Raw genomic sequence first — 14,592 nt, 5'->3', positions numbered from 1 at the left:
CGATGAACCAGACCGAAAAACTTCGCAGCCTGCTGCGAGGCCCCAAGATTTTGGCTGCGCCCGGCGCGCCTGACAGTTTGAGCGCGCGGCTTGTCGAGCAGGCAGGCTTCGAGGCCGTCTACATGACCGGCTTTGGCGCAACGGCAGCACGGCTCGGCACACCCGATATCGGCCTCCTTACCCAGACCGAGATGACCGAGCATGCACGCAACATGACGCGTGCCGTCTCGATCCCCGTCATTGCCGATGCCGACACCGGCTATGGCGGTCCATCGAACATTCACCGCACCGTTCGCGAATATATCCAGGCGGGCGTTGCCGCGATCCATCTCGAGGACCAGGTCGCGCCGAAGAGATGCGGCCAGATGGCTGGCGTGAAGCTGATGGAGCGCGATGAAGCGTTCTTGCGGCTGAAAGTGGCGCTGGAAGCGCGCGGCAATGACGATCTGGTCGTGATCGGCCGTACGGACGCACTGCAAGCCATGGGTGCAGACGAAGCAATTACCCGCGCGAAATATTATCAGGACGCGGGCGTCGATCTGGTTTTCGTCGACGGCATCAAGAAGATTTCCGAAGTCGAGGCCGTCGCAAAAGCTGTGACCGGACCTAAGGTCGTGTCCATCGTGGACGGTAATGAGACTGTCGCGCTGAAGGCTTCGGACCTTCAGGAAATGGGCTTCACCGTCGTCTTCTACGCGCTGACCACGCTACTCAGCGCCACGCGCGCTATGGCCGATGCGCTGGCCAATCTGCGCGACACGGGCGCGCCAGAGGGTGGGCCTGCCAAGCATAGCTATGCGGATTTCTGCGACATCGTCGATCTGCGGTTTCATCAGAATCTGGACGAGAAATTCGGTCGATGAAAGACGCAGTCGTTTTGATAACCGGCGGTGCAGCCGGTATCGGCCGCGCTATTGCCGATGCGGCAGTGGCAGGCGGCGCACGCGTCGTGCTTTGGGATTTGGATGAAGCCCGTCTCGAAACAGCGCAGACGAAATTTGGCGACCAGGCAATCACTGCAAAAGTGGATGTTTCGGACTCGGCAGCGGTAGATCGCGCCGCGGCAGATCTCGCAGAATCAGGCTGGGTGCCGACGCATCTAGTCAACAATGCGGGAATCATTGGCCGCCGCATGGCGCTCGACGCGATTGATCCTGCCGAAATCGACCGCGTGCTCGCGGTCAATGTGCGCAGCGCCTTCGTCGTTTCCAGCGCCTTTCTCAACCGGCGTGCCGACCACCCGAAGGCTGCCATCGTCAACCTGTCGTCGATTGCCGCCAACAATGGCGGGGCTGCCGGGAACGCCGCCTACGCTGCCAGCAAGGGCGCGATTCAATCGCTGACGCTTGCCATGGCGCGTGAGTTGGCACCGGCGATCCGGGTCAATGCTCTGGCCCCCGGCATCATCGATACGGACATTCAAAAAGACGTTTTCGCCGACCGTTCGGAAATGGAAAGCCGTGTCGCAAGCATACCCCTTCGCCGCCTCGGAACGGCTGATGAAGTCGCGGAAGCCGTCATCTGGCTGCTGTTTTCCGCGCCTTACACCACCGGGGAAGTGATTACCGTTTCGGGAGGAAGGAAATGATCGAGAAAACGATCGACCTGTTTTTCAAATTTCTGGAGCTTGTGCTCGTTCTGCTGCTGGCCGGCATGACGGCGATGGTCTTCGGCAATGTCGTCCTGCGCTATCTGTTCAGTTCCGGTATCGACATTTCGGAAGAGCTTTCACGCTTCTTCTTCGTCTGGCTCATCTTCATCGGCGCAATCGTCGCCATGCGGAACCACCAGCATATGGGCTTTGATCTGGTCGTTGCCTCGGTGCGCCCATCGATACGCCGGGTGCTGCTGTTCGTCGCCAACGGACTGATCCTTTACGCATGCTGGCTGCTCCTTTCGGGTGCCTGGCAGCAATCCGGCATCACCTCGACAAACCGCGCGCCTGTCACCGGCATGTCGATGATCTGGGTGTTCGGCATCGTCATCCCGACTGCAATATGCATCGGCACAATCAGCATTCTCCGGATGATCGGCGCTGTTCGCGGCACTTACGATCCTTATGAAGCCCCGCGTCCGGTGGAAGAGGAAATCACGGTATGACCCTCGCAATTTTCGTCGGCACGCTTGGTGGCGCGCTGATCGTCGGCGTGCCTGTCGCCTTCGCGCTCATACTCTGTGCGCTCACCATGGGCATCTATCTCGACATGTTCGATCCGCAGATCATCGCGCAGCGCATGGTCGTCGGCGCAAACAGCTTTCCGCTACTTGCAATCCCGTTCTTTCTTCTGGCAGGCGAATTGATGAATGCAGGCGGCATGTCGAAGCGCATCATCGCCTTCGCCATGGCCTTCCTCGGACACAGGCGCGGCGGTCTCGGCTTCGTCGCGATCTTCGCAGCCGTCATCATGGCCAGCCTTTCCGGTTCGGCAGCCGCCGACACGGCAGCACTCATCGCCATGCTTTTGCCGATGATGCGCGCAGCCGGCTATGACGAGGGTCGCTCCGTCGGCCTGATGGCAACTGGTGGCACCATCGCGCCGATCATGCCGCCTTCCATCGCCTACATCATCTTCGGCGTTGCGACGAACATTTCCATTACCCAGCTTTTCCTCGCGGGCATCGTGCCGGGATTGATGATGGGTGTCGGCCTGGCCATCGCCTGGGCAATCGTCTCACGGACCGACAATGTCCAGACGATGGAACGGCAGGATTGGAAAGTGCGTCTTCAGGCATTCGGTGCCGCAGGCTGGTCGCTTGGCATGCCCGTCATCATCCTGGGCGGCATCCGTTTCGGCATCGTTACGCCGACGGAAGCCGCAGTTGTCGCTGCCGTCTATGCGATCTTCGTCGGTACGGTCATTCACCGCGAACTGAAATTCAGTCACATGTTCGGCGTTCTGCGCAATGCGGCGGTCACGACGGCAGTCGTCATGATGCTCGCAGCAGCGGCTCTCACAACCGCATGGTTCATCTCGATCGCCGACCTTTCCGGCGTGGTCATGGATATGGTCGAACCGCTGGCCGGCAATCCGACGATACTCCTCATCGTCATTATGCTGATTATTCTGGTGATCGGCATGGCGCTCGACATGGGGCCGACGATCCTGATCCTCGCTCCGGTTCTTTTGCCGGTCGTGACGGCCGCGGGCATCGATCCGGTCTATTTCGGCGTGCTGTTCGTCATCAATACCGCAATCGGCCTCGTCACTCCGCCGGTAGGTATCGTCATGAGCGTGGCGAGCGGGGTGGCGCGAATACCGCTGCACAAGGTGATCAAGGGGTCTCTCCCCTTCATCGCCGCGCAGATTGTCGTGCTGTTCCTGCTTGTCCTGTTTCCGCAGCTTGTTCTCGTCCCGCTGGAATATCTGCGCTGAGCCGATTGGGGACGCGGCGTCTCGCCCCCGTTTAATTTTTTTTGGAGGAAACTCAATGAAACTCAAAACCTTCGCAGCCGCATTGCTTGCTGCTTCCATGTTCACCGGCACCGCTTCCGCCGAGTTCAACAGCCGCACCATCAAAGTGTCCAATGGTGCATCGAAAGACCATCCGGTTTCGGCTGGCGTAGATGCAATGTCGGCCTGCCTGCAGGCCGGTTCGGACAACAATATCAAGCTGCGCGGCTTCTATTCCGGCGCGCTGGGCGACGATCTGGACGCGACGCAATCCGTGCGTTCCGGCTCGATCGAGATGGTCATAGCTGGAGCCGATGCGCTTGGCGGCATCGAGCCTGCGATGAATGTTTTCGGCCTGCCTTTCCTGTTCGGGTCGGATGAAGAAGTCGATGCGGTCATGACCGGCCCGTTTTACGACTATCTCGCAGAAAAGATGCCTGCACACGGCCTTGTCCTTCTTTCGATGTGGGAAAACGGCTTCCGCAATTCGACGAATTCGAAGCATGCCATCGAGAAAATGGAAGACTTCAAAGGCCTGAACTTCCGTGTCATGCAGAACAACATCTTCCTCGACACGTTCCGTCGCCTGGGTGCAAACCCGGTCCCGATGGCGTTTGGCGAAGTGTTCACGGCGCTGGAAACAGGTGCGGTCGATGGTCAGGAAAATCCGCTGACGCTCATCGAGGCTTCGAAATTCTACGAGGTCCAGAAATATCTGACGCTGACGCGTCACGCCTATTCGCCGACCCCGGTAATGTTCTCCAAGACGGTATGGGACAGCTACACGCCGCAGGAGCAGGAGCTTTTGCAGACATGTGCTGACGAAGGACGCGCAGCGCAGGTCGAGCGTAGCCGCGAGGCGGCCATCGAAGCACTCACCGTTTTGACTGAAGGCGGTATGACGGCCGGCGAACTTTCCGAAGACGAAATGGCACGTCTGCGCGAAGCGGTGATCCCCGTCTACGAAGCCAATACTGCATCGATCGGCAAGGAAGCGCTGGACATGGTCCAGGGCCAGCTTGCCACGCTGCGCGGCGAATAAGCCTCCCAAGGCTCCCGGCGGCATGAGTGCCGTCGGGTTACTTCTCTCCACAAAGGATAAAGCAATGAGTGTCGCCTCCCCCCGCGCAACCGCCTGCATCGAGGCCCTTGCCGGACTGTTCGATTCCAACGCTCTTCTTACAGGCGACAACATCCCGGCGCGAAACCGTGCCGATACGAGCTTTCTCCCACCTATTACGCCTTTGGCCGTGCTGCGCCCCGGAACACCGGAAGAAGTGGCGGCAGCGCTGAAAATTTGCGCTGCACATGACATCGCTGTCGTTCCGCAGGGCGGATTGACCGGTCTTGCCGGTGGCGCCCACCCGATCGATGGGGCGATTGCGCTTTCGCTCGAACGCCTCCAGGGGATCGAGGAAATCGACGCGGCTGCGGCCACGATTACAGTCAAGGCGGGCACGCCGCTGGAAGTGATCCAGAGGGCAGCGGACGAGGCAGGGTTCTTCATTCCGCTTGACCTCGGTGCACGCGGAAGCTGCACAATTGGCGGCAATCTCGGCACCAATGCTGGCGGCAATCGCGTGATCCGCTATGGCATGGCGCGTGAAATGGTTCTCGGCATCGAGGTGGCGCTCGCCGATGGCACGCTCATCACCAGCCTCAACAAGATGATCAAGAACAATGCGGGCTATGATCTGAAACAGCTATTCATCGGCTCGGAAGGCACGCTCGGTGTCATCACGCGTGCTGTCCTGCGCTTGCAGCCGCAGCCCGGCTGCACGATGGCAGCACTTTGCGGCGTCGATGATTATGCCGACGTGGTGAAGTTGCTAAGTGCTGCGCGCAAAGGACTTGGCCCCCTTCTCTCGGCATTCGAGGTGATGTGGCCGGATTACTGGCATGCCGCAACCGAGCGCGTTCCCGGCATTCGCAAGCCTGTCGAGGGAAAACACGCATTTTACGTTCTGATCGAAGCACAGGGACTGGACGAAGCAATTGACGGCGAGCGCTTCCAGCATTGGATGGAAGCCCAGTTCGAAGCAGGCCTGATCGGTGACGCGGCAATCGCACAGAGCAAGGCCGACATTCTCGCATTCTGGCGCACCAGAGACGCTGCCGGTGAATTCCAGACTGTGCTTGGGCCGCATTGCGCCTTCGACATCGGCCTGCCGGTCGCCGAGATGGACAATTTCGCGATTGCCTGCCGCAAGCGGCTCGAAGACGAAGTCGCAGGCTGCTACTCAGTTTATTACGGTCATATTGGCGACGGAAATCTGCACATAGTGGCACTGGTCGAAGGCGCTGCCGAGCAACCGTCGAAGGAAATCAACCGCATCGTCTATGAAACGGTTCGCGGTTTTGGCGGCACGGTTTCGGCCGAGCATGGCATCGGCACGGTCAAGAAGGCCTACCTTCCCTTCACGCGCAGCGCCGAAGAGCTTGCCTTGATGGCGCGCATCAAACTCGCTCTCGATCCGAAGGGCATCCTCAATCCGGGCAAGGTCATCGACCTGCCCAAGCCGGAGAATTTCGTATGAACTGGGTGAAGAACCAGCTCGCGGCGGGCGAGCTCGTCACCGCCGCATGGGCGGAAATGGGCAACCCGGACAATGCCGAGGCGATGGCCATGAATGGCTGGCCGGTCATCGTCATCGATGGCGAGCACGGCATTGGCGGCATCGAGGAAGCCGTTCATATCGCACGCGCCGTTGAAGCTGCGGGTGGTGAAGTCGTCATGCGCGTTCCCGATGGCTCGGAAACGACGCTGAAGCGCGTGCTCGACCGTGGCATCAGGTCGATCATCGTCCCGCAGGTCAACACTGCCGAACAGGCCAAATCCATCGCTGACTTCTGCCGATATCCGAGTCGCGGGCGCAGAGGCTATGCCGCGCCGATCCTGCGGGCTTCGCGCTATGGCGCCAGGCTGGACTACGCAGCCACCGCTCATGAAGAACTGCTTTTGATGGTGCAGATCGAGCATGTCGAAGCGGTCGAAAGCCTGAAAGAGATCGCGGCCGTGCCGGGCATCGACATGCTGTTCGTCGGTCCGAACGATCTTGCCGCGTCCATCGATCATATGGAGCGTATGGAAGAGCCGGAGCCGCAGGCGCTGATGAAGCGCATCGAGACGGAAGCGGCAGAGATCGGAAAGCCGCTCGGCACCATCGTCGGCGCGGGGCGCAACATGGCCGATCTGGCGCGGCTGGGCTATCGCTTCATCATCGGTCCGAACGACGTCTCATTCATCGTCAACTCGGCGCGTGCCGCCGCTGCTGAACGCGACGCCATGCTTGCCGAATTGGGCGTGACAGTAAGCGCCAAGCCCGCATGGAAAGGCATTTCTTCGAAATACTGATCGTCACGATCTCGCAATGACGCAGAAAGGGCATTCGATGAAGACGTCCATCGCAACGGTCTCGCTTTCCGGCGACCTCTCCGAAAAGCTTGCCGCCGCAGCCGCAGCAGGGTTCGACGCGGTTGAAATCTTCGAGAATGACTTTCTGGCATTCGATCATGGGCCTGAAGAAGTGGGCCGTATGGTTCGCGACGCCGGGCTGGAGATTTCGCTTTTCCAGCCATTTCGCGATTTCGAAGGACTGCCGGAGCCGCAGCGTACCCGCGCTTTCGAACGGGCCAAGCACAAATTCGATACGATGGCGGCGCTCGGCACCGATCTTATCCTGATCTGCTCAAGCGTATCGCCGCTGGCGCTCGGCGGCATCGACCGCGCGGCGGACGATCTGCGGCAGCTTGGCGAAATGGCTGCCGAACGCGGCATTCGCATCGGCTATGAAGCGCTTGCATGGGGCCGGTTCGTGTCCGATCACCGCGACGCGTGGGAGATCGTGCGGCGCGCCGATCACCCGAATGTCGGCATTATTCTCGACAGTTTTCATTCGCTTTCGCGCGGCATAGACAGCAATTCGATCCGTTCCGTTCCCAAGGACAAGCTGTTCCTCGTGCAGATGGCCGATGCGCCGAAGCTCGATCTCGACCTGCTTTCCTGGAGCCGCCACTATCGCAACATGCCCGGACAGGGCGATCTGCCGGTGGACGCCTTCGTCAAGGCAATCGAGGCGACTGGGTTCGATGGCTACTACTCGCTGGAAATCTTCAACGATCAGTTCCGGGCAGGCTCGACAAAGCAGGTCGCGATAGATGGCTACCGGTCGCTGACTTACCTGTTCGACCGTCTCGATCTTCGCAAAGAGACTACATTGCCTGCGCGCGCGAAAACCTCCGGCGTCGCATTCGTAGAATTTGCGACGGATGAAAGCTCCGCGCCCGGTATGGTGGAGTTCCTGAAAAGCATTGGCTTCCGTCTTGCGGGCCGCCATCGAACGAAGAATGTCGAGCTCTATACGCAAGGCACGTTGCGCATCGTCGTCAACAGCGAAGACACCGGCTTTGCGCATTCGACCTATATACTCAGAGGCACAAACCTTTGCGCTATCGCGCTGAAGGTCGATGATGCGAGGGCCGCGCTTGAACGCGCCGAGGGGCTTTCGGCCCCATCCTTTCGCGAACCGCGCGCCACCGGCGAACTCGACCTGCCCGCGATACGCGGCGTCGGCGACAGCCTCATCTACATCGTCGATGAGGACGAGGCGCTCAAAAATCGATGGGAAGCGGATTTCGACCTTGAGGCCGGTTGGGACGAATGGCCGGATTTCGGCCTGACTGCCGTCGACCACATCGCACAGACTATGCGTTACGAAGACATGCTTTCCTGGACGCTGTTCTACACCTCGATCCTCGACCTGAAGAAAGAGCCAGCGGTCGATGTAGCCGATCCGGGCGGGTTGGTTCGTAGCCAAGTTCTAAAGTCGAACGACGCGGCGCTGCGTCTCGTGCTCAACGCGTCACAAAGCGACCGTACGCTTTCCAGCCAGTTCATTTCGCAATTCGTCGGGCCGGGCGTCCATCACATCGCATTTTCGACTGACGACATGTTCGCGACGATGGAAAAACTGGTCGCTGCCGGTACGCGCATTTTGCCCATTCCGGGCAATTATTATGACGATCTGGAAGCCAAGTTCGACATAGACCCGGCGCTACTCGACCGGATGCGAGCGGCGCATATTCTCTACGACCGCGACGAAAGCGGCGAGTATTTCCAGATCTATCTGCCGCCGGTCGCGGGCGGGTTCTTTGTCGAGATCGTGCAGCGCCGGGCCTATTCAGGCCTGGGCGCTGCAAATGCACCTATTCGTCTGGCGGCGCAGACTCGTCTCGCACGGCGGGAAAAAACCGCCGCCTGATTTACGAAGGCAAATGCGCTGCCTTGACCAAATCCGCCTTGAGCACTGCGGTTTCGAGGCCAAGCGTGATGAATTTGTGCGCGTGACGGGCAAGCTCGACATTGTCCGTCCACAAATCGCGCCAGATCGCAGTCTTCAGCGAAAGATCTTCATCGACGATTGCCGCCGAGAAGGATTCGAAGGTGACGTAATCGTCCCAGCCGATCGCGACCAGAGCATCGAAAATGCCCGCGAAATCGATGTTGCCAGTGCCCAAATAGCCGCGATGGCTTTCGCCGATATGGACATAGCCGATCTTGTCAGCCGCATGCCGGATCGCGAGGCCGACATCGGTTTCCTCGATATTCATGTGGAATGTGTCGAGATGCAGGAAGACGTTCGACGAGCCTGTATCCTTGATATAGGCCATGCCCTGCGCAGCCGTATTCAGCATGTTGCTCTCAAAGCGGTTCACGATTTCGAGGTTAAGCGTGACGCCCGCCTCTTTCGCGTGGTCCGCGACCTTCGATAGCGTGTTGACGCTTGTGTCCCATGCCTGACGGGTCAGCGCCTTTTCCTGCTTGCCATGTGACGAACTAAGGATGCCTGCGAGTTTCGTGCCGCCGAGGTCGCGCGTCAGCGCGATTGCGCCTTCAAGAATGCTTACGCCATTCTTGACTACAGCCGCATCCGGGCTCGAAATGTCGCCATCCGTGGGTAGTCCCATGCTGACAGCAACATCGAGACCCAGTTCGCGGATGCGCCCTGAAAGCCATTTCACATCGACCTGCTTGGGGTCGAGATAGGAAAACTCGATCAGATTATAGCCAAGCTCGGCGCTATTCTTGAGAGCGTTCTCAAGCTCGCTCTTTGACGATCCTGCACTCCAGACGAAAGAATGTATGCCGAGCTTTGTCATGATCTGTGTTTCCCGAACCGATTTTGTGATATCCGCCCCGGCAAAACCGGGACGGACGTGGATCTAAAGTTGGATCAGCGAGCGGCTGTCCAGCCCTTGAAATCCTTGACGTTTTCGGCAGTGATCAACTGAGGATCGAGGAGCACGGTCGATTCCGCAGGCTTTTCGCCCTTGAGCACGGCAACGCCCATTTCAAGCGCCTGACCGGCCATGACATACGGGTCCTGCGACGCAGATGCCTTGATCATGGAATTGCCGGTCGAAAGCGCCTGCTCGATGTCCGGTGCACCATCGACTGCGGTGATGATGAAACCGCTGCGGTTGAGCTGCTTGGCTGCAAGCTCGGCACCGATTGCTGTCGGATCGTTGATCGCGAACACGGCGTCGATGTCGTCGAAGCGGGTCAGCAGACCTTGCATGACGGCAAGACCGCCTTCGCGCGAACCCTGGCCGTTCTGGTCGTCCGACAGAACCTTGATGCCGGAATTCTGGGCGAACACATCCTGGCAGCCCTTTACCCGATCGATGATCGACGAGGACTGCGGACCGTTGATGATGATGACATTGCCTTCGCCCTTGAGCTGATCGACGATGTATTTGCAGGCTTCTTCACCGGCCTTGACGTTGTTGGTCATGACGGTGACGTCTGCGCCCGGAGCCGACACGTCAAACGCTGCAACCACAACGCCTGCTGCCTGTGCCTTCTTGACGGCTGGTGCGATCGCGTTCGCATCGACGGCGTTCAGCATGATGATGTCGACGCCCGCAGCAATGAAGCTGTCGATCTGCGAAACCTGCTTGTTGAGGTCGTAATCGGCCGAAACCGAGATGACTTCCACATTCGGGTTGATTTCCTTGGCCTTGTCTTCGATGCCCTTGATGGTGGCGACGAAGAACGGGTTACCGAGCAGACCGACCGAGATGCCGATCTTGTTTAAGTCTTTTGCCGAAGCGGGGAATGCGAGGGTCGCGGCAAGCGCCGTTCCCAGCAGCAGTTTCTTGAATGTCGACATTACTTTCCTCCTGTTGGATGGCGCTTCTCGCGCCGTGGTTTCCGGTCTGATCCGGTTTCTTTCAGCCGATCATCACGTTCTGCTGAGGCCTGAGAGGCGGTAGCGGTCGAGTGCGACTGCCGCGATGATGACCAATCCCTTGATGATGTATTGCCAGATGTCCGAGACGCCGACGAGAATGAGGCCGTTGGACAGGATGGCGATGATCAGTGCGCCGATCAGCGTGCCCCAGATGGAGCCAACGCCGCCGACGAAGCTTGTGCCGCCTAGAATGACAGCAGCGATCGCATCGAGCTCATAGGCCTGACCGAGCTGCAGGCCATTGGCCGCGTAAAGACGCGCAGCCGACATGACGCCGCCAAGGCCGGCCAGAAGACCCGACATGCCGTAGACGAAAAGCAGCACCAGCGGCACCTTGATGCCCGTCAGGCGCGCTGCCTCGGCATTGCCGCCGACCGCGTAAATCCATGTGCCGAGAACCGTGCGGCGCAGGATGAACCATGACACTGCAACGGTGGCCAGTGCGATGACGGCAAGCCACGGAATGCCAAGGATCGTACCGTTGCCGATGAATTCGAACGGGAGGTTCGGGTTGAAGACCGTCGTATCTTTACCCAATAGTCGCGCAATGCCGCGCACCGCCGTCAGCGATCCTAGTGTGACGATGAAGGGGGGTAATTTTAAAAACGCTATCAGCCCTCCATTCGCGAGGCCGCAGGCAAGGCCGGCCAGAATGGCGGCAGGAATGCCGAGCATTCCATAGTCGGGTATCAACGAGATCATCACTGCCACCATCGCCGCCGTGGCGAGAATGGAGCCGACCGAAAGATCGATGCCGCCGGTCAGGATGACAAAGGTCATGCCCGCCGCCAGCACGATGTTGATCGATGCCTGCTGCATGACGATGGAGAGATTGTTGACCGTCATGAAGCGGCCGCTCAACAGTTCGAAGCCGATGGCCAGAATGATGAGCACGGGAAGCATGCCGAGCGCCGTCAGCGTGGCGCGCAACCGGCGCTTGTCTTCCTTCGTCTGTTCGGTCGGGATTGCCGTCATGATTTCGGTCTCTCGTTGACGTCTGTGCGGTCGATCATTCGGGTTTTTCCACGCCACCGGTGGACAAGGCCATTATGGCCTCCTGCTCGATCGGCTTGTCGGCGCTGGCGCCTACCTCACCCGCAATGCGGCCTTCGCGCATGACAAGCACGCGGTCGGCAATGCCGATCACTTCGGGAAGATCGCTGGAGATCACCAATATGGCGATGCCACTTTCGGCAAGCTTGTCGATGATGCGGTAGATTTCAGATTTCGCGCCGACATCGACGCCGCGTGTCGGCTCGTCCAGAATGATAAGCCGGGGCTTGGTTTCCAAGAGCCGTGCCAGAAGCACCTTCTGCTGATTGCCACCCGACAGCGCACCGACATTGATGCTGGTGCTGCTGGTGCGGATCGACAAATCCTTGACCGCTTGGTCGGCACGCTTTTTCGCGGCGCGGAAATCGAGAACGCTGCCGCCCTTCGCATCCTCGCCGATAACGCCGATATTGATGTTCTCGTTAATCGACATATCGAGGAACAGGCCAAGGCCTTTGCGGTCCTCGGTCAGATAGGCAATGCCTGCATCCATCGCATCGCGCGGCGTGCGGATAGAGAGCTTCTTGCCGTCGAGTTCGACGGTTCCGGTCTTCAACGCATCGGCACCGAAAATCAGGCGGGCAAGCTCGGTACGACCAGAGCCAACCAGACCGGCAATCGCCAGAACCTCACCGGCAAACACATCGAGCGAGCAGCCGTGAACGCGCCGTCCATCGCCAATATCACGCACTGAGAGCACGATCTTGCGACCGCTCGACGGTGCACGATGCTCCTTCTTGTAGAAGGATGAAAGGTCGCGGCCGACCATCATGGAAACGAGCTTCGAAGCAGACAATTCGGAGCGGTCGAGCGTGCCAACGAATGCGCTGTCACGAAGCACGCTGACGCGGTCGGCCAGTTGATAGACCTCTTCCATGCGGTGGCTGATATAGATCACGGCAATGCCATCCGCCTTCAGTCCGGCGATGACCTCGAATAGGCGATCCGTCTCACGCGTCGTCAGCGATGTCGTCGGCTCATCCATGACGATGATGCGGGAATTGGTGGTCATGGCGCGCGCAATCTCGACCATCTGCCGCTCGCCCAGCGAAAGCGTCGAGACGATGGTGCCTGGCCGGAAACCGACGCCGAGACGCTCCAGTATCGGCTTTGCCAGACGGACATTGGCGCTGCGATCGACAATGCCGAAGCGCGAAGGCTCAGCACCCAGAAACATGTTCTGCGCAACAGTGAGGTTCGGCGCGAGTGACAATTCCTGATAGATGACGGAAATGCCGTTCGCCTTGGCCTTGATCGGATCGCCAGCCTGGATCGGTCTTCCGTCGACCAGTATCTCGCCGCCCGCATCGGCGACATAGGCACCGGAAAGCACTTTCATCAGCGTGGATTTGCCCGCGCCATTCTCGCCCATCAAAGCGTGAACTTCGCCTGCACGCACCGAAAATGAAACGTCCGAAAGCGCGCGAACTGCGCCGAACGTTTTTGAGATATTGCGCATCTCGAGAACGGGCGCGGTTTCCCTCGGCAGTTCGGCGGCAGCACTCATGACGCTCTCCAATTCAAGGTGTTTTCACCGATCAACCCGAGACGAGCCGCCTCGACCTGATCGCGCCAGCGATCCCGATAGGCTTCAAGGCCTGAGACGGCAGAAGGTTCGACCGTCTCGCAAGAATTTTCAAACGGCGATCGGCCTTTGGACTCGAAGGCCAGTGCTGCTGCGCCAAACGCGCTGCCCTCCGATGTCGCACTCGTCATGAAAGGCTGATCCGGGCGAAGCTGCGCCAGAAGTTCGGGGTAGAATCCCGTTTTTACGAGCCCCCCATCGATGACGACCGTGTTTTCCGAACGTATCAAATCGAGGGAAAGATCCGTCATCAGAACAACATAAAGCAACGCGGCGGCAGCTCTTTCCTCCGGTGTCGGCTGCGGTCCTCTAAAGCCCCCTACGACATTGGGAACCGGCCCACCCTGCGCGAAAGACGGCAGCGCGAAAATCCCTTTCTTTATGACCGCGACGATGCTTTCGCGCGATATGGGCTTCGTCCAGCCATCGCTCGCCAGATCATATTCGCGCCCGCCCATGAAACGGATCGTCGGCGCAGGCCTGCCATCGACAGTGACATTTGCCAGCATGTCGCGTTCGCGATCCAGCGCGTTCAGCGGGCATGCAGAGTTGAAAATTACGACCCATGTGCCAGTCGAAATCAGCGTGAAATCGTCCAGCCCGAACGATCTGTAAAAATGCAGCGAGGCATTGCTGTCATGCACGCCATTGTGGACGGTGATTTCTCGCGAAGTGCCATCATCAAGCGTGACTGTGTGCGTGCCGACTGGCGCGCCTGCCCTAGCGAAAGCAGGCATTTTTTCGCGCCAGCCCTGCTTGTCGACAAGGCTCGAAAAATCGTTCTTCAAAGGCGCCCAAAGATGCGAGTGGCAGCCGAGATAGGACACTTCCGACACGGCCTGACCGGAAAACTTCCACGTCCAGAATTGCGGATAGCAAAGGATCGCGTCGGTGGCGGCGAACGCTTCTGGTTTCAGTTCCTGCAACCACAGCATATGCCTGCCGAAATTGAAGCCGAGTGGAAGGTGAGGAGAAAATGTCTCTTCGAAATCCGGCACAAGCGCATCGATCCGGCTTGCGATGTTTGCCGGAGGCTCCTGCTCGTAGTCCAAAATTGGATGCGCAAGCACATCGCCTGAGGCAAGCGCGAAGGTGCAGCCATGGCCTGAGAACATGACGCCCTCGACACCGTAATTAGCCACAGCATTTGCCAATTCGCCGCGCATCCATGCGTAAAGTTCGTCATCGGCCAGAACACGCAGGCCGTTTTCTTCGCGCCAGATCGGCTTGGTGCGGCGCTCTTCGATTACCGCGCCGGCGCGGTCGAAGACGAACATTTTCGAGTTCGTTTTGCCAAGGTCGAAAACGG

13 protein-coding genes are annotated in these 14,592 nt (G+C 59.1%); 8 read left to right on the top strand and 5 right to left on the bottom strand.

The annotated features are described in order from the left end of the window. The first annotated feature begins 2 nt into the window (after positions 1–2). The 8 genes from ABFT80_RS09590 to ABFT80_RS09555 all read left to right on the top strand — a co-directional run bounded on the left by ABFT80_RS09590 (position 3) and on the right by ABFT80_RS09555 (position 8,653). Complete coding sequence (locus tag ABFT80_RS09590) at positions 3–863, top strand: isocitrate lyase/PEP mutase family protein (protein WP_347971673.1); 861 nt, start codon at positions 3–5, stop codon at positions 861–863. Further along, complete coding sequence (locus tag ABFT80_RS09585; protein WP_347971672.1) at positions 860–1,588, top strand: SDR family NAD(P)-dependent oxidoreductase; 729 nt, start codon at positions 860–862, stop codon at positions 1,586–1,588. The genes ABFT80_RS09590 and ABFT80_RS09585 overlap by 4 nt, the downstream gene beginning before the upstream one ends. Continuing rightward, positions 1,585–2,100 carry a TRAP transporter small permease gene (locus ABFT80_RS09580; RefSeq protein WP_347971671.1) on the top strand — a complete coding sequence of 172 codons (516 nt, stop codon included), beginning with the start codon at positions 1,585–1,587 and terminating at the stop codon, positions 2,098–2,100. The genes ABFT80_RS09585 and ABFT80_RS09580 overlap by 4 nt, the downstream gene beginning before the upstream one ends. After that, the gene (locus ABFT80_RS09575; protein WP_347971670.1) at positions 2,097–3,374 is read left to right on the top strand and encodes a TRAP transporter large permease; all 1,278 of its coding nucleotides are present in this window, start codon (positions 2,097–2,099) and stop codon (positions 3,372–3,374) included. Before ABFT80_RS09580 ends, ABFT80_RS09575 begins: the two co-directional genes overlap by 4 nt. Before the next feature lie 55 nt (positions 3,375–3,429). Further along, positions 3,430–4,434, top strand: coding sequence for a DctP family TRAP transporter solute-binding subunit (locus ABFT80_RS09570; RefSeq protein WP_347971669.1), 1,005 nt, complete (start codon positions 3,430–3,432; stop codon positions 4,432–4,434). A gap of 64 nt (positions 4,435–4,498) precedes the next feature. Beyond that, positions 4,499–5,929 carry an FAD-binding oxidoreductase gene (locus tag ABFT80_RS09565; RefSeq protein ID WP_347971668.1) on the top strand — a complete coding sequence of 477 codons (1,431 nt, stop codon included), beginning with the start codon at positions 4,499–4,501 and terminating at the stop codon, positions 5,927–5,929. Next, positions 5,926–6,747, top strand: a complete 822-nt coding sequence (locus ABFT80_RS09560; protein WP_347971667.1) for an HpcH/HpaI aldolase family protein — start codon at positions 5,926–5,928, stop codon at positions 6,745–6,747. Before ABFT80_RS09565 ends, ABFT80_RS09560 begins: the two co-directional genes overlap by 4 nt. A gap of 37 nt (positions 6,748–6,784) precedes the next feature. Continuing rightward, positions 6,785–8,653 (top strand): bifunctional sugar phosphate isomerase/epimerase/4-hydroxyphenylpyruvate dioxygenase family protein, encoded by a 1,869-nt coding sequence (locus tag ABFT80_RS09555; RefSeq protein ID WP_347971666.1) that lies wholly within the window; start codon positions 6,785–6,787, stop codon positions 8,651–8,653. Between the two features lies 1 nt (position 8,654). Here ABFT80_RS09555 and ABFT80_RS09550 read toward each other — a convergent pair whose 3' ends face one another. The 5 genes from ABFT80_RS09550 to ABFT80_RS09530 all read right to left on the bottom strand — a co-directional run bounded on the left by ABFT80_RS09550 (position 8,655) and on the right by ABFT80_RS09530 (position 14,560). Next, positions 8,655–9,551 (bottom strand): sugar phosphate isomerase/epimerase family protein, encoded by an 897-nt coding sequence (locus ABFT80_RS09550; protein ID WP_347971665.1) that lies wholly within the window; start codon positions 9,549–9,551, stop codon positions 8,655–8,657. Between the two features lie 74 nt (positions 9,552–9,625). Further along, positions 9,626–10,564: an ABC transporter substrate-binding protein gene (locus ABFT80_RS09545; RefSeq protein WP_347971664.1), complete on the bottom strand. Its 939-nt coding sequence runs from the start codon at positions 10,562–10,564 to the stop codon at positions 9,626–9,628. A 72-nt stretch (positions 10,565–10,636) separates the two neighbouring features. Next, positions 10,637–11,620, bottom strand: a complete 984-nt coding sequence (locus ABFT80_RS09540; RefSeq protein WP_347971663.1) for an ABC transporter permease subunit — start codon at positions 11,618–11,620, stop codon at positions 10,637–10,639. 34 nt (positions 11,621–11,654) lie between these two features. Beyond that, positions 11,655–13,205, bottom strand: coding sequence for a sugar ABC transporter ATP-binding protein (locus ABFT80_RS09535; RefSeq protein WP_347971662.1), 1,551 nt, complete (start codon positions 13,203–13,205; stop codon positions 11,655–11,657). Next, on the bottom strand, positions 13,202–14,560 hold the full coding sequence (locus tag ABFT80_RS09530) for an FGGY-family carbohydrate kinase (protein WP_347971829.1): 1,359 nt from the start codon (positions 14,558–14,560) through the stop codon (positions 13,202–13,204). The genes ABFT80_RS09535 and ABFT80_RS09530 overlap by 4 nt, the downstream gene beginning before the upstream one ends. Positions 14,561–14,592: the final 32 nt, after the last annotated feature.

Source organism: Foliimonas ilicis (assembly GCF_039939195.1).
GTDB classification, from domain to species: Bacteria; Pseudomonadota; Alphaproteobacteria; order Rhizobiales; family Rhizobiaceae; genus Foliimonas; species Foliimonas ilicis.
Note: the sequence above shows the minus strand (reverse complement) of the source record. Positions and strands in the feature narration are given on the sequence as shown.